Origin of the sequence: Candidatus Neptunochlamydia vexilliferae (assembly GCF_015356785.1) — a bacterium.
GTDB lineage: Bacteria > Chlamydiota > Chlamydiia > Chlamydiales > Simkaniaceae > Neptunichlamydia > Neptunichlamydia vexilliferae.
On sequence record NZ_JAAEJV010000011.1, the window covers coordinates 29,436 to 47,638 of the forward strand.

At 46.6% G+C, this 18,203-nt stretch carries 14 protein-coding genes and 2 pseudogenes; 8 read left to right on the forward strand and 8 right to left on the reverse strand.

The features are described 5' to 3' along the window. The first annotated feature begins 86 nt into the window (after window positions 1-86). Genes NEPTK9_RS03300 through NEPTK9_RS03320 form a run of 5 tightly spaced genes read left to right on the forward strand, consistent with a single transcriptional unit; the run spans window position 87 to window position 4,943 of the window. On the forward strand, window positions 87-1,028 hold the full coding sequence (locus tag NEPTK9_RS03300) for an ABC transporter permease (RefSeq protein WP_194847407.1): 942 nt from the start codon (window positions 87-89) through the stop codon (window positions 1,026-1,028). Further along, on the forward strand, window positions 1,025-1,930 hold the full coding sequence (locus NEPTK9_RS03305; protein ID WP_194847408.1) for an ABC transporter permease: 906 nt from the start codon (window positions 1,025-1,027) through the stop codon (window positions 1,928-1,930). Before NEPTK9_RS03300 ends, NEPTK9_RS03305 begins: the two co-directional genes overlap by 4 nt. Beyond that, entirely contained in the window at window positions 1,927-2,928 is a 1,002-nt protein-coding gene (locus NEPTK9_RS03310; RefSeq protein WP_194847409.1) for an ABC transporter ATP-binding protein, read from the forward strand. Before NEPTK9_RS03305 ends, NEPTK9_RS03310 begins: the two co-directional genes overlap by 4 nt. Next, entirely contained in the window at window positions 2,925-3,869 is a 945-nt protein-coding gene (locus NEPTK9_RS03315) for an ABC transporter ATP-binding protein (RefSeq protein WP_194847410.1), read from the forward strand. The genes NEPTK9_RS03310 and NEPTK9_RS03315 overlap by 4 nt, the downstream gene beginning before the upstream one ends. Before the next feature lie 60 nt (window positions 3,870-3,929). Then, a complete protein-coding gene (locus NEPTK9_RS03320) occupies window positions 3,930-4,943 on the forward strand; it encodes an NEL-type E3 ubiquitin ligase domain-containing protein (RefSeq protein WP_194847411.1) in 1,014 nt (337 codons plus the stop codon). 551 nt (window positions 4,944-5,494) lie between these two features. Here NEPTK9_RS03320 and ltrA read toward each other — a convergent pair. Continuing rightward, a pseudogene (ltrA, locus tag NEPTK9_RS03325) lies at window positions 5,495-6,930 on the reverse strand (group II intron reverse transcriptase/maturase). A gap of 556 nt (window positions 6,931-7,486) precedes the next feature. Beyond that, window positions 7,487-8,374 carry a hypothetical protein gene (locus tag NEPTK9_RS03330; protein WP_194847412.1) on the reverse strand — a complete coding sequence of 296 codons (888 nt, stop codon included), beginning with the start codon at window positions 8,372-8,374 and terminating at the stop codon, window positions 7,487-7,489. A 282-nt stretch (window positions 8,375-8,656) separates the two neighbouring features. On the opposite strand from NEPTK9_RS03330, the gene NEPTK9_RS03335 reads away from it, so the two are divergent. Both NEPTK9_RS03335 and NEPTK9_RS03340 read left to right on the forward strand, forming a co-directional pair. Beyond that, on the forward strand, window positions 8,657-9,982 hold the full coding sequence (locus NEPTK9_RS03335) for a transposase (RefSeq protein WP_194847413.1): 1,326 nt from the start codon (window positions 8,657-8,659) through the stop codon (window positions 9,980-9,982). 300 nt (window positions 9,983-10,282) lie between these two features. Then, window positions 10,283-10,660 carry a hypothetical protein gene (locus tag NEPTK9_RS03340; protein WP_194847414.1) on the forward strand — a complete coding sequence of 126 codons (378 nt, stop codon included), beginning with the start codon at window positions 10,283-10,285 and terminating at the stop codon, window positions 10,658-10,660. Here NEPTK9_RS03340 and NEPTK9_RS09830 read toward each other — a convergent pair. The 4 genes and pseudogenes from NEPTK9_RS09830 to NEPTK9_RS03355 all read right to left on the reverse strand — a co-directional run bounded on the left by NEPTK9_RS09830 (window position 10,652) and on the right by NEPTK9_RS03355 (window position 14,985). Further along, the gene (locus tag NEPTK9_RS09830; RefSeq protein WP_267239223.1) at window positions 10,652-11,158 is read right to left on the reverse strand and encodes a universal stress protein; all 507 of its coding nucleotides are present in this window, start codon (window positions 11,156-11,158) and stop codon (window positions 10,652-10,654) included. The genes NEPTK9_RS03340 and NEPTK9_RS09830 overlap by 9 nt on opposite strands. Window positions 11,159-11,167: 9 nt before the next feature. After that, window positions 11,168-11,497: pseudogene (locus NEPTK9_RS09835) on the reverse strand (amino acid permease); the annotation flags it as partial. A 590-nt stretch (window positions 11,498-12,087) separates the two neighbouring features. Further along, window positions 12,088-13,011, reverse strand: coding sequence for a 4-hydroxy-3-methylbut-2-enyl diphosphate reductase (gene ispH / locus NEPTK9_RS03350; protein ID WP_194847416.1), 924 nt, complete (start codon window positions 13,009-13,011; stop codon window positions 12,088-12,090). Window positions 13,012-13,035: 24 nt separating this feature from the next. Continuing rightward, the gene (locus tag NEPTK9_RS03355; protein ID WP_194847417.1) at window positions 13,036-14,985 is read right to left on the reverse strand and encodes a bifunctional serine/threonine-protein kinase/formylglycine-generating enzyme family protein; all 1,950 of its coding nucleotides are present in this window, start codon (window positions 14,983-14,985) and stop codon (window positions 13,036-13,038) included. Window positions 14,986-15,114: 129 nt separating this feature from the next. Here NEPTK9_RS03355 and NEPTK9_RS03360 point away from each other — a divergent pair, with 129 nt between their 5' ends. Then, a complete protein-coding gene (locus NEPTK9_RS03360) occupies window positions 15,115-15,342 on the forward strand; it encodes a hypothetical protein (RefSeq protein WP_194847418.1) in 228 nt (75 codons plus the stop codon). Here NEPTK9_RS03360 and NEPTK9_RS03365 read toward each other — a convergent pair. Beyond that, window positions 15,325-17,337, reverse strand: coding sequence for a thioredoxin domain-containing protein (locus tag NEPTK9_RS03365; RefSeq protein ID WP_194847419.1), 2,013 nt, complete (start codon window positions 17,335-17,337; stop codon window positions 15,325-15,327). The genes NEPTK9_RS03360 and NEPTK9_RS03365 overlap by 18 nt on opposite strands. Window positions 17,338-17,340: 3 nt before the next feature. Beyond that, on the reverse strand, window positions 17,341-17,748 hold the full coding sequence (locus NEPTK9_RS03370; protein WP_194847420.1) for a helix-turn-helix domain-containing protein: 408 nt from the start codon (window positions 17,746-17,748) through the stop codon (window positions 17,341-17,343). Between the last annotated feature and the right edge of the window lie 455 nt (window positions 17,749-18,203).

Below are 18,203 nucleotides of genomic sequence, written 5' to 3' on the forward strand. Positions count from 1 at the left end.
AAATTTGCTTGTTTCTATTATGAAATACTAGAGGAAATTTTGCAACTTTTGACAAAATTTCTAAGGAGGTTTAAATTATAGGCGAAATGAATTATCAATACCTTGTTAGAAAACTGTTGCTACTCGTTGTCTCTTTATTTCTTGTGGCAACGATTACCTTTTTCCTGATGCAAGCCGCTCCAGGCGACCCTTTCATGCAGGAGCAGGCGGTCCCCGAGGAGATCATGAAAAGCATGTATGCTCACTATGGCCTGGATCAACCTTGGTATGTTCAATATTTGAAGTATCTAAAGGGACTGATAACATGGGATTTAGGCCCCTCCTTTAAGTATGAAGGGCGGACGGTCAACGATATTATCCGTGAAGGATTCCCCGTCTCTTTAATACTTGGCATTCAAGCGATTGCCATCTCTTTGTTTTCGGGAGTTATTTTAGGGACGATCGCTGCTGTCAAACGGTCTCGCTGGCAAGATTTTATGGCGATGGTCATTGCCGTCATCGGCATTTCGGTTCCCAACTTCATCATGGCAACCTTCCTCCAATACATTTTTGCGATGAAATTCGACCTGTTCCCCGTCGCCAGATGGGGCAGCCTCGCCCACTCGATCCTCCCCGCTTTTTCTCTAGCGGCTCTCCCCACCGCTTTTATTGCAAGGCTGACCCGGACCAACGTGGTGGAGGTCTTGGAGCAAGACTATATCCAAACGGCCCGCTCTAAAGGGCTCTGCACACGAAAAGTGGTCACCAAACATGTCCTGAAAAATAGCCTCCTCCCTGTCATCACCTACCTGGCTCCCTTGTGTAGCACCATCTTAACGGGAAGCTTTATCGTTGAAAAGATTTTTGGCATTCCGGGGCTCGGAGGCTGGTTTGTGACCAGCATTACCAACAGAGACTACACCGTCATCATGGGGGTAACCGTCTTTTATAGCGCCCTTTTGATGCTCTGCATTTTAGTTGTCGATATCCTCTACACCTTCCTCGATCCTCGCATTAAATTTACAAAACCTAAACTGGCGGCCGAATGAAAGAAAGTGACACATTGATCTCCCCTTCTCTTCCTATGGCAGATGCGATTCCTGAAAAGGGTATCTCTTACTGGAAAGATGCTTGGATCCGCCTCCGCGCTAACCGGGCGGCTATTTTTGGTTTGGTCGTCTTAACCACCCTCCTTTTGGCAGCCATTATTGTCCCTTTCTTCACCAGCCATACCTATTATGAAACCCACCTTCAGCTAAAAAATAAGGCCCCTTGCTCCAAGTTTTGGTTTGGAACCGATGAGCTCGGCCGGGACCTTTTCACCCGGATTTGGTGGGGAGCTCGCATCTCCCTCTTCATGGGAATTTCAGCTGCGGTGATCGACATGGCAATCGGTGTTTTCTATGGCGCTTTTGCAGGAATGGCAGGGGGAAAGACCGAAGAATTTATGATGCGGGTGACCGATATCCTCTACTCCCTTCCCCACCTTTTGATCGTCATCCTTCTCATGGTAATCATGAAACCGGGGGTTCTCACCATTATTATTGCCTTAACGATTACAGGATGGATCAATATGGCCCGGATCGTCCGCGCCCAAATTTTGCAGATTAAGCAAAATGATTTTGTGATCGCCGCTCACATGTTAGGAGCGGGGCGTTGGCGGGTCCTCTTCCGCCACCTTATCCCCAACGCCCTTGGATCGATCATCACCACGATGACCCTCACCATTCCTGCCGCTATTTTTATGGAGGCTTTTTTAAGCTTTTTGGGGCTTGGCGTTCAGGCCCCCATTGCGAGCTGGGGAACGATGGCAAGCGATGGCCTCTCAGCCCTTCGCTACTACCCCTGGCGCCTCTTTTTTCCCGCTGGCTTTATTAGCATCACGATGCTTTCTCTCAACCTTTTGGGAGATGGGGTGCGTGACGCGTTTGACCCGAGGCTCCGCAGATGAAAGAGCTATTAGAAGTGGAGAATCTCCACACCTCCTTTTCTTCCCTTTCTAAGAAAATCGCTGCCGTTCGAGGGGTGAGCTTTAAGCTCAAAGAGGGAGAAACGGTGGGCATTGTGGGAGAGTCGGGATGTGGAAAGTCGGTCATGGCAAGGAGTCTGACCCGCCTCCTCCCTTCGGTTTCTGCCAAGGTTGAGAAAGGGTCTGTCTTCTATCATGGGGAAAATCTCCTCTTAAAAAGTGAAAGGGAGCTCCGGAAAGTCCGAGGGAAAGAGATCGGAATGATTTTCCAAGACCCCATGACCTCTTTAAACCCCACGATGCGGATCATTGACCAGATCACCGAGGGATATGCCCTCCACCACCCTGAAAAGAGCAAAGAAGAGGTGGCAGCGCGCGCCCTGGCCCTCCTTGAAAAGGTGGGGATCTCCGATGCCCGCACCCGACTCCGCCAATACCCCCATGAGCTGAGCGGCGGTATGCGGCAACGGGTGATGATCGCCATTGCGATGATCTCCTCCCCTAATATCCTTATTGCCGATGAACCCACAACCGCCCTTGATGTCACCATCCAAGCACAAATTCTCGATCTTTTAAAAGAGATCCAACAAAAAGAGAAGATGAGCATCCTCCTCATCACCCACGACTTTAGCATCATCGCCGGCTTTTGCGACCGAGTGGTGGTGATGTATGCCGGAGAAGTGGTTGAAAGTGCCCCTGTTGATGAGCTTTTTAGCGCTCCCAAACACCCCTACACCCGCCGCCTCCTCAACTCAATTCCCCGCCTCGACCTCCCTTCAAAAAAGCAGCTCTATTCGATCCATGGATCCCCTCCCGACCTCTCCCATAAAATTAAAGGGTGCTCCTTTGCCAAAAGGTGTCCCCATGCGATGCACATTTGCAATGATGGAAAACCCAAAGCGGTTCAGGTGGGGGAGGAACATACGACCTCTTGCTGGCTTTTTGACCCCCGCATCGAAAGAAAAAGGAGACTCACATGACCCTCCTTGAAGTGAAAAACCTGAAAAAACATTTCCCCTACAAGGGGAAAGTCCTCCGCGCCGTTGATGGGGTCTCTTTCGCCATCGAAGAGAGGGAAACCCTCGGCCTTGTCGGAGAAAGTGGCTGCGGCAAAACCGCCCTTGCCCGGGCTCTGATGCGCCTTTACGAACCGACCAGTGGAGATATCCTTTTCCAAGGAGAGAGCATCCTAAACTATAGGGGAAAAGCGATCAAAACGCTCCGTCACAATATGCAATACATCTTCCAGGACCCCTTTGCATCTCTCAACCCCCGGATGACAGCTGGGGAGATCATCGCCGAGCCCCTGAATATCCACAACGTTCTCAACCCCCGCGATCGAGAACAAAGGGTTCAAGAGCTCCTTCGAATCGTCGGGCTTCGTCCCGAATATATCAGCCGCTTTCCCCATGAGTTTAGTGGAGGGCAGCGGCAACGGATTGGGATTGCCCGCTCCCTTGCTCTAAACCCCCGCCTCATCGTCTGCGACGAGCCGATTGCCGCCCTCGACGTTTCCATCCAAGCCCAAATCGTCAACCTCTTAAAACATCTCCAAGAAGAGATGGGGCTCACCTACCTCTTTATCTCTCACGACCTCGCGATGGTCAAATACCTTTCAACACGCGTGGCGGTGATGTATCTCGGCCACCTCATGGAGCTGGCCCCGAGCATTGAGCTCTATGAACGACCTCTCCACCCCTATACGCAAGGGCTCCTTTCTGCCATCCCGATCCCCGACCCGATCATCGAAAAAAAGCGGAGCCGGATCCTCCTCACCGGCGATGTCCCCAGCCCTGTCAACCCTCCCAAGGGGTGCGTTTTCTGCACCCGCTGCCCCCTTGCTAAAAAGGAGTGCCATGAAAAGCGCCCCCCGCTGCGGGAGGTTGCCCCGGGCCACAAAGTCGCTTGCCACCTTGTCTAAAACATTTGCTTTTTATCTGAAAAAACCTTAGAATACCTCCTTTAACCAAGGAATTTTAAAATGGGTGCTATTTTACAGTTTGGGTGTCAGGTAGGTATGCTTTGTCTTCCCTACCTGTCTAATCGAAGAGCTCGCACCGGCATTTATTTAACAGCAGCAACTGGAACTGCAGCAATTGTAATCCCCCAACTATCTGAAGGTGAGAGCAAAGAAATATATCGTATCCGGTTAGTGGCCACCTCCATTTTAGCTATAGCCATCCCGATCCTGTTTATCTCTTATTATAAGGGAAAATGCTTAGGGGAGTCGAAGAGGATCGTCAAGGAGGTGTTTGGAAGGCAGGTGGCTGGAGCCATTGCCCTTTGTATCCTTTCTGAAGCTCTTCCTTATGATTATCGTTTTAGGTATTTTCACCTTTTCAGCCAATCAGAAACCCCAAATCAAAACCAAATCGACATGGCCTGGCTATATAGAACAGCGGATTCTGCAATGACTTCGCGTCATCCAACAATTATTTCCTCATGCCTTGATACTCTGAGAAAAAGCTACCATCCCCCTAAGGAATTTACCCAAAAAGAGAAAAATTCGCTCAACACCTTTATCAGTAAGCTACGCACTGAAGTTGTAGGAGGAATAACTAAGCAAAAACTCGCCCAGCTTTTTATTTCTTACATCGAGCGTGCAAAAATAGATGAAGACTTTAGAGGATTTTTCTTTACTTGCTTAAGCGGTGCTACAGGAAACTGCAACGACCGTAGAGCCCTTACAATTGCTAGAATAAATCCACTTTATGAACTTTCTAAAATTCCTGTAACAAAGCCTCGAGAAATTTTAAGTTTTCTAAAAAAATGCTGGACCCTCGAGTTGGTTGAAAGCCAAATCCGTGGTTTGAAAGTAGGCTCCGATGAAAATACTCAGTTTAAGGATAATGCAGAAAACCTTGAAGTCATGCTTGCCCACCTACTTGCCGTTAAAGAAAAATTTAACCTCCCTCTTGGAATCGAAGGCATGTATAACACTAATATAGGAGGTGCTAACGATGCAACAAAAATTCAGATCATTCAGCAATTTTAAATTTGAACAAATACAGCTGGCCTCTAAAACTTCCTAAAAGCTATTGAGATGGAAAATCTATTCTTTCCTGCTCCCGCCCTCAGCAAGCGGCTAATCGCCGATCACTTCAGTTGGGGAGTGATAGTAATGTTTTTTTAGAGCCCTTTAGAACCGTCCACCAGCTATTTTAGCTTGCTATGATTTTTCTAGGGCTTTCATTGCTGAGGCATACAGCTCTTCCCATGTTGTAACTCTCAAAAACTCAGTCATGTTTCTTAAGAGCTCTATGCATTTTCTTCTTGCATGATAGTTTTGAAATACCAGTACAATGCCATCTTGACCTACGAGACGTAGAATCACATGGACTAGGAATGAAAATAAAATGAGCATCGCAATAATGGCGGACAAATTTTGTTTGCCATGGTCGGATAAGCGATAGTTGTTACCAACTATCGCTCTCCTAAGAACTGTGCGTGCGAGTTTCCCCGCACACAGCTCAAGCCTTTATTAAGACCAAGTTTTAACTTAGTCCAGCTGCTATATAACAGCGATGGTTTAACAGTTAAACGGTTTTATGCCCTTACCATTTTAATCCCTTTCTTAGAGCGATTCTCTAAGTATGGGATATATTCAGGGTCATATGGATTCGCATTCGCCTTGATTTTGACATATCTTTTAATAGGAAGATATGCTGCTTCAAAGAGTTTGAACTCTTTCCACCGTCCGTTTGGTCGTTTAAACTTTGTAACCATAACCCAGTTTCGACCATTTTGGCAGCTGAAATATTTTTGTTTAATCCAGCTGTGGTTTTTATTGGGGTGTTTACGTTTACACCATCGCCATATTGCTTTAAAAATATGACTATCTACATACCTAAATGTTTGTTTTGCAATTACATGTCGGTAGTACTGTGCCCATCCTCGAATAACTGGGTTTAATTTTTGCAGCAATTCGTGGACCGACAATCCTCTGCTGGATTTGATGATGTTACGAACCTTTTTTAAGAATATTTTAACATTCTTCTTACTTGGTTTAATTAACAGCTTTTCCTTGTATTTCCGTATGGTAAATCCAAGAAAGTCAAATCCATTTTGGACTTTTGTGATATGCGTCTTCTCAGCGGAAAGGGTGAGACCCCTTTCCTGGAGAAATGACTCGATGGCTGGTTTGATTTTGTTTTCCAAGACCTCTTTTGAACTACCCGTGACAACAAAGTCGTCAGCGTAGCGGATAAGGTGAGCTTTGTCAGTCTGTTTTGTGATTGACTTGATCAGCTTCTCCATTCCATCTAAAGTCAGATTTGCTAATGTTGGAGATATCACCCCGCCTTGGGGAGTTCCTGCATTAGTCGCATACCATTTGGTTTTGTGTAAAAAGCCAGCTTTTAACCATTGCTCTAGAATTTTCCTATCCAGTAGGATATTCCGTTTGAGCCATTCATGGTTTATTAGGTCAAAGCACGATTTTATATCTCCTTCTAAGATCCATTGAGCAGAACGCTTCTTTGCTAATGCTTTGAAGCATTGCTCAATTGCATCGGCGCAGCATCGATGGGGTCGAAACCCATACGAGTTTATGTCTGCTATTGTTTCCGCAACAGGCTCCAGAGCAAGTAGGTACAGAGCTTGTTGTGCTCTATCTTGCATGGTTGGTATACCTAGCGGACGTTTTTTTCCGTTCTTTTTGGGGATATAAACCCGACGCAGGGGTTTTGTTCGATAACCTCTGCGGTTCATAGCTTTGACTTATTACTTTGCCATATTTCTCGATCAACGCCTGGTGTTTTGGCACCTTTACTACTAGTTACTCGCTTTACAGCTAGTAACTTTGCGTAGTGCGAATGGGTTAGTATCCATTGCAATGCTTTGGCTTTGCCATAGCGTTTTTCTTTAACAGCCTTGGCAATACGCATTTGTAATCGTTTGACTTTTGTGTTAATGAGTTCCCAATCAATGATTACCCAGTCTTCAAAAGTTGATGGTGCACCAGCTATTTCTTTTGCCTTCATTTGCTTTCCTTCATTTCAACGATTTTACAAAGTCTCTTACCATAAAAGACCCACTAGACGTCAGCTCATTTTCATGCCGCATAATATTTCAATGCGTATCCATGCTATTACAGCTTGGCATTCGCTTTTTCTAGTATCCTCTGCCTCCTATTCCATTGGTTAGTTTCGCAACTATCCTACCTGATTTCAGGAGAATAAGAGGATTTTCACGTTCCACATAATAAGTAATGTTGGGTTAGGTGCTCGCTCTCGACCGGGAAGTTTAGACCAACGGGAAGTATACGGTACCTTTCCACCACCTTCCGTACCTTTTGGTTCCAGTGTCTCATTCACTTTCACTGGTTACACATAACGATCTTTATCACGAATTCACTTTTGTTCACCTTACCAACTTGCTAGCACTTCCTGGTTGTGACTACCAGAAGGGACCCTTTCTCACGATTGTTTCCCCGGATAATTATCCTTCGTTACATTGTCAGGCTAGCTCTTTATTCATAGCCCTAGCATCATTTAGTGGTATAAATGGTCTCCTCCTTTGTTGTGGAGACAACTTTACTTATGCAGCCTCGTGTCGCACCCCGTAGTTATGGTCAAAATAATAGCCTTGGTTCTTCAGGGTATTGTGTCCTTCATTTTCTACTTTCCATCTCTTTCTCCCCGCTGCTATCAGCGTTTTAACGTTTTTATCTTTGACTGGAAGGTCTGTGACATACTCAAACTTCCGAATTGGCTTTCTTGTTTTTGGGTCTATTTCGCTTAGGCTGATAAAGTTCACTCTGAGGCTATCTTCGGTATCTCGAATAGGTACATTGCTTAAGTATTCGTAACGAAATAATTTTGTTTTCCCTTTTACAATCGCTTTTTCCTCAATTACATGGGTATCTTTCCCGTTTCGAGCTGTTTCGATCCATTCGTACATGGTTTTACTATTGCCAGGTTTACATGTAGCGATAAAGTGAAAGCGATGATCTAGAACTATGTTTAAAAACTCATGGTTGCAATGAAGAGCATCGACTTGAAGGGTGGCTCGAACCGTTTTATGTCTTGCCCTAAAACTTGTAAGCCAACGCTTTGCTGCATTTTGTTCACAGTCTTGCTTTTTATTTCCATCTTGAGGAGTAATGAACTCTGGACTTAAGGGAAGAAACATATTTTCAGTGGGGTGAATAATCCCAACATTAAACATTTTGTGTGTATACAAAGTGCGCTTGGTTCCATTTTCTTGGGAGTGCTTAGCATAGCTACAATTATTGCAGGAGATTTCTTCTGAGGAAAAATAATCCACACCGTCTCCAGAGAGAAGAAGGCCTACTTGTGGGGTAAAGGTAAGGGCCTGAAACATACCGCTCCGATCGAGTTTTCTAAAAACCTCATCAAATACGGAAACAAAAGACTGTTGATCTACAGGGTCAAGAATATTGCGAACAGTCTGAGAGCAGCTCACGGGTTCTCTATGGAAAAGCTTTTTAAAATTCTCTAGATATACCCCTTGCTCCAAAGTGCTTTCGTGGGAGCGCAATGAAGGGTGTTGAAAGTAAAAAGCAGCAAAAGCTGTCATCGCCGCAGAAGTGATGGGGTACTTGTAATTCGGAGCTCCGATGGATCGGTGCTCTGGAATTGTATTACATACCAGCAATTCCCGGGTAAATTTTAAGTAATACTTGCTTAATAATTTAGGGTTCTGCAAAAATTTTCTTTTCGTAAACTTTCATTGAGGTTACCAGATATGGCCATTCAAAACGAAGAGAAAAAGCATCTTTCTGCTAAAGGAATGCTAAGTAAAGCGCGGCTGTTTTTTGAAGGGATTAAGACCCCTTCGAAAAAGGGAGCAGGAAATAAGCCTACAATATCTCTAGCAGATTGCCTGATGTCAGGGTTAGCTATTTTTAGTCTTAAATTTCCATCGTTACTACAGTTTGACAAAGCAGTAGGGGAAGGGACTATTAAGCATAACCTGGAGTCTCTTTACGGGGTTGAAAAAGCACCTTGCGACACGCAATTACGAGAAAGGCTAGATGTCGTTAATCCAAACAAAATTCGAGGCGTTTTTAAAAAGATTTTCTCCACGTTGCAAAGAGGAAAAGTACTTGAGAAATATAAGTTTATAAATGGCTGTTACATGCTTGTATCAGATGGAACCGGATTCTTTTCTTCAAGTACAGTCCACTGTAAAAATTGTTGTGTCAAACAACACAGAAATGGCTCGATAACTTACTACCACCAGATGCTTGCAGCTGCTATTGTTCACCCAGACCATAAAGAGGTGATCCCTCTTTGCCCAGAACCTATAGCTCAATCAGATGGAAGCAAAAAAAATGACTGTGAAAGAAATGCCAGCAAGCGTCTCTTAGCAGATGTCCGTCGAGAATACCCACACTTACCACTTATTCTTGCAGAAGATGGCCTTGCGTCAAATGCACCACACCTACGGCTGTGTAATGAGCTAAATATTCGCTTTATTACTGTTGTTAAACCAGATGGAAACAAAACGCTTTTTGAGTGGCTTAAGGGAATAGGGATGCAAACAAAAGAGTTCACAGACGAAAAAGGGCACAGACACCGAATGGAATTTTATAATGATATTCCTTTAAACGACGCTGATCCCACTTTAAAGGTGAACTTTGTAGAGTACTGGGAATTTTTAGAAAATGGAGAAAAGAAATATCATTCTACCTGGATAACAGATATAGAAATAACCCAAGAAAATGTTTTTTCAATCGTTCAAGGAGGAAGAGCTCGGTGGAAAATAGAGAATGAAACGTTTAATACACTCAAAAATCAAGGCTATAAATTCGAGCACAATTATGGGCACGGCAATAATTATTTAAGCACAGTTTTTGCAATGTTAATGATGCTGGCCTTTTTAATAGACCAAGTGCAGCAAATATGCTGTGGTTTATTTAACTCAGCCAGAAAAAGATACCACGCGAAAATAGTGTTATGGGAAAAGCTAAGGAATACTTTTGCAATATTTAAGCTAGACTCGTGGGAAACCCTCTACAAAGCACTTGCGCAAGGCGTTGAAGGTAAACTTGTTTTAAACACATCATAAGCTTTGTGCTTGAGTGAGTAGCCTTGGTTTTTTTGAGTGACAGATCTAAAAAAGTCGTTTACCTCACGCTCCCCCCTGCCCTCAAAAATCATTTATCAAAGCCATACCCTGTTTTGGCTTCTGTCAACCAATTCCCGGGAATTGCTGATTACATACTTTTTCTAGTGAACGAAAAAGTGATGACCTGGTAAGCTTACGTTTCATTGACACTCCCTTATTTTTGCAAAGATCTGCAAGAAATAACTGAGTGTAAACAAACTCTTCCCTAAGGGGAAAGTTATTTTTTACCTAAATTTAAAATTGCTGCAGATCATTACAGGAGTCGAGAAACAACTCAAAAACAGAGAAGCTTTTTTCGAATACTTAGCGGTACACTCTAAGTGGGAAAAGGTCCTCCAAACAAGCTACAAAGATAAGTGGGAGCAGGCGCAAGAAAATGCTATTAATGCTTGCGAAAAGTTTTTTGAACTTCTGGAAGAAACACAAAACCCTAACCAAAAAGATATTGCCAACTACCCCCTTCTAGAGAAACTTCTTACTGGCTATAATAAGGCTTTCAAAACCAAGCGTCTTGAAATACTCCCTTTTTACTCAGGAAAAGAGTTTTTACCACTTGCTCGAGCACGGATCACTGAAGACTTTATTAAAGAGCAGAATTTAGAATCACTACTACCATGAGCTGCAGCAGATCCAGGCAGGACACTGTGAGTTTTTCAGGACCCGCTCGACAATGGTCCCATAGCCGCGGCTTGCGCCGCTAGGACTGAGGACCGTCCCAATGACAAGAAGATCAAACGACTCCTTCTCGATCAGATCCAAAATGGCCGCGTCAACGGTCCGCGCTTGAATGGTCCGGAGATTCATCCCAATGCGGAACTCAAGCCCAATCGCCTCCGCCCTTTTTAGAATCGACTCGGCAACCACTGTCCGGTGGTAAAGAGGTGTTTCCAGTGGAAGCGAAAAGGGCACTTCAACAACATGGACCGCGGTCACATCGGCTCCATGCACCTTTGCAATTTCACACGCCATCTGGACCGTTTGGGTCTCTTTTCCCCCTCGCGTTGGAACGAGGATATGTTTATACTTCTTCGCCTTAAACTCAGGGATTTTCACCTTCTCAACCTCGAGCTTTCCAGCGGGGGCGATCGCCTGCTTTTTCCGGTAGTAGAAGTACATCCCAAGGCCGAGGAGGATCCAGACCGTTCCCAGGTTTCTTCCATCGGGTTTGGTAAAGACAACAAGCACCCACGTTGCAGCCGTTGCCAGTCCCCCTAAAAGAGCGGTCAAAGGGAGAGAATACTTCCCAAAGCGGATGTTGAAAGGAGCTTTAAAAGGGCGCTTCATATTGGGGCGCTTGATCCGGAGATAGATGAGGGAGAGGTGGGTCATGCAAAAGGCGAGCATCGCCCCGAAGTTATAGAGATCGGCTAAAAAGGTGAGGCGCCCGCGCGATGCAATCACAATCAGCGCCGCCAAGATCGCAAAAACCGCGAGGGAGACGACGGGGGTTTTATACTTTTTGTGGACACTTCACGATGCAGCTTTTCTTCGCCTTCGGCTCCGAAGCTGTGTTGGTTCAGTGAATTTTTTTGTTATACCCAAACAAGCTCAAGAATTGGTTTTAGGCAACGCGAAAGCTGTCGAAATTCGTCGATCCTAAGTGGCTAAAAACCTGGAAAAAAAACTTGGTCCTTCGTGAAAGATGTGCAAGGTTTTCTAGGAAAAAACCTTTCCAGCGAACTGACATGGCTTCGGAGCCAAAGGCGAAGAAAAGCCATGCGGTGAGCTGTCCGCGGCTTCAAGATGGCTCTGCAAAATCGCCCCGCACAAGGGGTGGACAGTGCTTTGCACGGCCCCCCGAGGAGGGTCGATTTGGCTTGCCAGATTGAAGCTCAAGGGGGCAGCAGGGGGCTTGCCCCCGACGCATCTTTACATAAGACCAAAAATTATTACCCTATTTTGAACCATGCCGAATTTTCAAACATTTTTGACACCCCACACTCACGCTCAACAACTTATTCAAAGCTTTCAAGGAGTTGCAACAAAGCAGATGAAGATGTTATGGTTGCAGAAATGCATGAGTTATTCTTGCCCAGCTCCTAAGTCTACGTCAAAACCTCTTTAGGTAATTCAAAGAAGACATTTTCTTCGGTGTATTCCACCTCTTCGGTCTCGGTAACACCGAGAGTATAGAGATGCTCGATACACTTTTGGACGACCGACTCGGGAGTTGAGGCGCCGGCGGTTAGCCCAATCGCCTGCACCCCTTCGAGCCATGCGGGATCGATCTCTTGAGGATCATTGATCAGGTGCCCGGGGATTCTCCGTGTGCGGGCTACCTCGCAAAGACGGTTCGAATTGGAGCTTGTCGGATCCCCCACGACAAGGACAAGATCGACCGAATGGGTAATTTCTCGGAGCGCTAGCTGCCGGTTTGTCGTGGCATAGCAGATCGAGGAACTCGGCAAGGTTTCGATCAAAGGATATTTCTTTTTGAGCGCATCGGTAATGTCTTTCACATCGTCAAGACTTAAGGTGGTCTGTGTGGTGTAGAAAAGGCGTTGCTCTTGGGGAAAGGTGAGCTTTTCGACATCTTCGACTGACTCGATGATGGTGGTCACCTCGGGAGCTTCCCCTGCCGTTCCAATCACCTCGACATGATTTTTGTGGCCGATAAGGAGGATGTGGTACCCTTTTTTAGCATACCGCTTCGCTGCTGAGTGGACCCGGATCACAAGACCACATGAGGCATCGATTTCGATGAGGTTACGCCGTTTGGCATGGTCGCGCACCGAAGGGGGAATGCCGTGGGCCGAGTAGATGATCCGAGAGCCTTCTGGGACCTCATCAAGATCTTCGATAAAGATGGCCCCTTTTTGCTCGAGATCTTCAACCACGTGGCGGTTGTGGACAATCTCATGCTTCACATAGATCGGAGGCCCCCACGCTTCTAGAGCCCGCTCGACCGTTTCAATGGCCCGGACAACGCCTGCGCAAAAACCTCTCGGCTTGGAAAGTAAAAGTTTCATATGAATAGGGTATCAGATGACCCATTATTCATCAACGTCGGCAGCACACCGGAACCCATAGGTTCGGTTGACAATTCCCGGGTTGTTTCGGTGACGGTGAGAGCAGCGGAGGTCATCTTTAAGGCTCTTCCAGCAACCACCACGGAGGACCCGGTAGACCCCTTGGAGGGGCCCCTTCGGATTATCTGGACGCTGCATCGCCACTTCATAGTAGTTGTAGTCATACCAATCTTGGCACCACTCGTAGACATTCCCCACAAGGTCATAAAGACCATTTTTGTTGGGGGGATAGCTTTTCACAGGGGTAGTGTCGGCGCTAAAGAAGTTTCCTTGAGTCCGCTCTAGGCTCTCTCCTGTTGGATAGGTGAGCTCTTCACCGCAAGAAGCCGCGATCTCCCACTCCGCTTCTGTGGGGAGGCGCTTCCCCACCCACTTCGCATAGGCAATCGCCCCATACCAGGTCACTCCGATGACGGGGTGTTTTGCATAGCCCGACTCGATCGAAAGTTTTCCTCCATGGCGGCGGATCCGCGACTCGCGGAGCTGGATAATGTCGTTATTGTTGGCATCTTTTTCCCCTCCCATCACCTCTAGGAAACGGACAAATTGCTCGTTGGTGACCGGGTGAACATCGAGAGCAAAACTCGATAGCTTCACCTGGTGGCGAGGACGCTCGTCCCTCCCCCCTTCATCACTCCCTCGGTAATATTCTCCCCCATCGATTACCGTCATTTCCGTTTGGATCGGCTCCACATTTTTCACCTCTTCTTCTTGAGGGATGTAGCGGGCAACGGTGCTATCGACATGGAAGGCTGCGCTCGGATCGGGGTCATACTCGGGACGCTTGATCTCTTGAGGATTGAGAACTGGTTTTACCCCGCCACGGACCATCTCAGAAACTTTCTTAAGCATCTCGGGCTTTTCTTCTTTTTCGGTAAGCGTGGCAACGCCCCCTTCCTCCATCTCTTCTTGGAGGGGAGCCTCAACAGCCCCTTCATTCCAATCTAAGATCTCTTCCTGAGGCTTTGGAGCTTCCATCTTTTGAGGCTTTTGGAGCTCATCGAGGATCCGAAGGAGAGACTCAGGACGGCGGTTCGGATCCGGGCGGAGACACTCTTTAATCAGATGATCCCAGTTAAGGCGAAAGTCGGGATAGACCTCGCAAGGAAGATTAAAATACCCTTCGGGGAAGGAGTGCATCAAAAGGAAGTAGGTCAAAACACCAAAAGCATACATATCGGCCTTGGGGCCGACCGGTTTTTCTCGATAGATCCGCTGCTCCGGGGCTAAGAAGTGGTAGGTTTGCAAGAAGGAAGCATGGAGTTTTGATAACTTGCTCGACTCAAAGGTACCTGTGAGGTATTTTTCTTCTCCCGGCTTGGTAAAAGTTGACTGGGCAAGATCCAAAGAAAGGACGTTCGCAAGGGTCTTATACATACGGGTCAAGATAGCCCCTTCGCCAACGATGTGGGCCAGCCCAAAGTCAGACAAAGAGACGTGGAGTCCCCGCTCCCCTTTTCCCACCAAGATGTTGTTGAGCTTGAGGCCACGGTGAGCGAGTGGCTCTCCTCCCAAATGGGCCTGATGGGCATAACAAAGAGCCGATGCTACCTGTGTTAAAAGCTCTAAGATCTCATTTTCATTGAGGTTCTGCTTATTCACTCCAAGGTACTGCGTGAGCGTTGTCGTCTCTCCAAAGCAGTCAACCACACAGTCGGTCACGAGAAAGTAATACCCTTCCGCAAAGGAGACGTTATGAACTTTTACGATATGGGGATGGTCGAGTTTTGCAAGAGTCGCCACCTCTTTTTCAAACCGCTGAATAAAATTCCGATCGGTCGAAAGCTCTTCGGGAAGCACTTTTAAAACATACTGCTCTTTAACAAAACGGTGTTCGGCAAGATAGACCGACCCAAGGGTTCCCTGACCGATTTGTTTGATGATTGCATAGTCTCCAAGTGTGCTTTTATCCATGAGAAGTTTCCTTAAGGTTCGAATTTACCTAGTTTTACCACTAATAGTCATATGAGATCAAGGGGTTGCTTTAAATTCTTCGATTGAGTACAATTACACCCACTTTGAAATCTAAAAGGAAAAAAAATCATGAATATTTCTGCTATTTATCAAAAATGTCCTGACTGGAAAACGGTGGGCGCAATTTCTGGAGGCCTTGCAGTACCAATTGCACTCTCAGCAGCTGCTCTGGAAAAAGCGTCTAACGATGACGGTATTGTGTTTTATATTGCAGTTATTTCTTCAATTATTTCTGCAGTTGCATTAGGTTATGGCACCATAAAAAATACCTACACTTGGTTAAATTCTCCTAAGTAACGATTCAACCTCCTTCCACTTTGTGATAGAAGGTTGACACTTCCCCTGCTTCCACAGGTAAAATGTGGTCTTCCCCTCTTTGCAGGGATACTCTTTAGAGTCCCAGCTGAGTGCTAAGTGGGGAAGAAGCCTTCCAAAGACCTCTTGAAGTACCTCTTTTTGGCCACTTTTCTTTTCATCAAGGGCTATGACAAGGGTAGGAAGCTCCCCATCTAAATAGCGAAGAAGAGAAAGTAAGTGATAAGAAGCCCCTTGGGGATAGGCCTCGATAAAGTTTTTTGCCACCTTGAGAATATCTTCGGCTTGGATCCAATACTCTCGGTTGTGGGTGATCTGGTAGAGGCGAATGAGGTTCTCGGCGTGGAGGGCATTTCCTGAGGGCTCGGCGCTATCATACAGCTCACACCGCCGCATCAGAATCGAGTGGTCAGGCCCCGTTAAATAAAAAGCCCCTTCGTCCGCCTTATAGCCCTGCTCCAAATGGGCGGTCATTTCTAGCGCCCACTCTAAATAGCTCTCTCCCTGCCCCGCTTCATACAAGGTGATCAGAGCGCGGATGAGAGCTGCATAATCGTTTAAAGAGCCTTCATAACCAGCTTCTCCTTCGCGGAAGCGGCGGAGGAGTTTTCCCTCTTTCCAAAGGTGCTGCCGAATAAAGGTGGCCCCTTTCACTCCCGCTTCTAAGTAGCTCTTGTTTTCAAGGGCAACTCCCGCCTTCACAAGGGTATCGATCATAAGCGCATTCCACGAAACGAGAACCTTATCATCTTTAAAGGGGCGGGTCCGCTTTTCTCGCGCTTCGTAAAGGGTTTTTAATGAGTGTTCAAGAGAGGCGTTTACCTGCGCTTCGTCAAGCCCCCGGTAGTCGGCAAATTCTGCAAGGGGAAGGGTCCGGTGTAAGATGTTTTTCCCATGGAAATTCCCCACATCGGTCACATCAAAATATTCGCAAAAAAGGGCTCCATCATCTGGGGGAAGAGCCTCCATCACCTCTTCTTTGGTCCACACATAAAAGGCCCCTTCAACCCCTTCGGTCTCTGCATCTTCAGCGGAGAAAAAGCCTCCATCGGGGTGTCTCATATCGCGGAGGATATAGTCTAAAATCTCTTCGGTCACCTTCCGGTATTTTTCTTTTTGGGTATAGCGCCAGGCGTCGAGGTAAGCTCCGGCTAAGATGGCATTGTCGTAGAGCATCTTTTCAAAGTGGGGAACCACCCACTTTTCATCGACGCTGTAGCGGGAAAACCCTCCCCCGACATGGTCATAAATCCCTCCGAGATGCATCCTCTCGAGGGTTTTTTCGGCAAAAAAGAGGGGGCGGGGGTCGTTATAGGTTTTGGCATAGTTTAAGAAGAATTGGCACTGGTAGCCAACGGGAAATTTGGGCGCTCCTTGCATCCCTCCATAAATGGGGTCAGCTGTTTCAAAAAGACTTTCCAACGCCTCATCCAAAGTCCCCTCTGTTGGCACTTCTTCTCCCCGGGTCATCACCGATTTTTCGAAAAGATCAACGAGCTTATTGGCCTGGTCAAAAAGGAGCTCTTTTTCTTCACTCGCCCACAGCTCCCGGATGTGGCGGACAAGCTGTTTCATCCCCATCATCCCCTGCCGCTCTTCTGGAGGAAGGTAGGCTGCCGCATAAAAGGGCTTTAGCTCGGGAGTAAGGATCAAGTTGAGGGGCCACCCCGTTCCTGAAGCCATCAGAGCCTGGGCAAATTCCATGTAGAGGCTATCGATTTCTGGGAGCTCTTCACGATCGACCTTAATGTTCGCAAAAAGGGCGTTCATCTCCGCTGCAATCTCAGGATCATCGAACGATTCGCGGCTCATCACATGGCACCAGTGGCAGGTGGCATACCCGATCGAAAGGAAGATCGGTCGCCCTTCTGCGCGGGCCTTTTCAAAAGCCTCTTCTCCCCAGGGATACCAGTCAACCGGGTTGTGGGCATGTTGGAGGAGATAGGGAGACTTTTCCTTGATGAGGCGATTTGTCATAGGCTAAAAAAGACCGAGGTATTTTGCAAAATAGTAAGCGATAACGAGGACGCCAACACCAACCGCTCCCCAAAGGAGGTTGGGAAGCCATTTGACACCCCCTCCCATGCTGTTTCTCCTCTCCAACGTTCCAATTCCATAAGAAAACTCTTGTTTTTCCTGCTCAAGCTTCACCGCTCCGGGGTGCTCCTCTATGAGTTTTTCCCCATCGAGCTCTAAAAACTTCGCGTATTGCCGCATAAAACCGAGCATATAAACAGGAGAGAGGAACCGGTCCTTTTTCCCCTCCTCGATCGCCTCTAAGTGGGAGGTTCGGATCGAGGTGGCATTTTCCACCTCTTTGAGTGAGAGATTGAGCTCTTTTCGCTTCGACTTAAAAAGCTCACCGAGTTTCTTCACATCTTCATTCATAAAAGTCCTTAGATGTTTTTCTCCCACACTAACCGATGGATGATTTTAATTAAACCCCGGAGTGGTACTACTGTCAATTGATAGTACCCAGGGGTTAAACCTCTGACTGAATCGTTTTTACTTTTTCCCCTGACGAGGAAAAAACATCCCCTTTCCAATCTGAAATATTACGGGAGTCTGAACTAAAGTTTACCCCCAGAACAACTAGATCTTGCTTTCCTTGGGAATACTTTTCCTTATATTTGCCAAAGTCTGCTTGCTCTAAAGCAGCATCGGCACTTTTATCGAGCTTAAACTCGACGATTTGACATCCTCCTCTCCCTAAAGGAAGAGGATTCCCAGGTTGTCTAAATACGCCCTAGGAGCAGGCTCTTATCGCTAATCCCTGCTGGTTCCTGCTTCAATGTGAGATCTATAGACTCACTCCACAGGCTAAGACCCGATAGTCCTCGGGC

Excerpts from the sequence above, each read along its gene's own strand:
- NEPTK9_RS03300 (WP_194847407.1), top strand. The coding sequence starts at position 87 with ATGAATTATCAATACCTTGTTAGAAAACTGTTGCTACTCGTTGTCTCT.
- NEPTK9_RS03305 (WP_194847408.1), top strand. The coding sequence starts at position 1,025 with ATGAAAGAAAGTGACACATTGATCTCCCCTTCTCTTCCTATGGCAGAT.
- NEPTK9_RS03310 (WP_194847409.1), top strand. The coding sequence starts at position 1,927 with ATGAAAGAGCTATTAGAAGTGGAGAATCTCCACACCTCCTTTTCTTCC.
- NEPTK9_RS03315 (WP_194847410.1), top strand. The coding sequence starts at position 2,925 with ATGACCCTCCTTGAAGTGAAAAACCTGAAAAAACATTTCCCCTACAAG.
- NEPTK9_RS03320 (WP_194847411.1), top strand. The coding sequence starts at position 3,930 with ATGGGTGCTATTTTACAGTTTGGGTGTCAGGTAGGTATGCTTTGTCTT.
- NEPTK9_RS03335 (WP_194847413.1), top strand. The coding sequence starts at position 8,657 with ATGGCCATTCAAAACGAAGAGAAAAAGCATCTTTCTGCTAAAGGAATG.
- NEPTK9_RS09830 (WP_267239223.1), bottom strand. The coding sequence starts at position 11,158 with ATGTACTTCTACTACCGGAAAAAGCAGGCGATCGCCCCCGCTGGAAAG.
- ispH (WP_194847416.1), bottom strand. The coding sequence starts at position 13,011 with ATGAAACTTTTACTTTCCAAGCCGAGAGGTTTTTGCGCAGGCGTTGTC.
- NEPTK9_RS03355 (WP_194847417.1), bottom strand. The coding sequence starts at position 14,985 with ATGGATAAAAGCACACTTGGAGACTATGCAATCATCAAACAAATCGGT.
- NEPTK9_RS03360 (WP_194847418.1), top strand. The coding sequence starts at position 15,115 with ATGAATATTTCTGCTATTTATCAAAAATGTCCTGACTGGAAAACGGTG.
- NEPTK9_RS03365 (WP_194847419.1), bottom strand. The coding sequence starts at position 17,337 with ATGACAAATCGCCTCATCAAGGAAAAGTCTCCCTATCTCCTCCAACAT.
- NEPTK9_RS03370 (WP_194847420.1), bottom strand. The coding sequence starts at position 17,748 with ATGAATGAAGATGTGAAGAAACTCGGTGAGCTTTTTAAGTCGAAGCGA.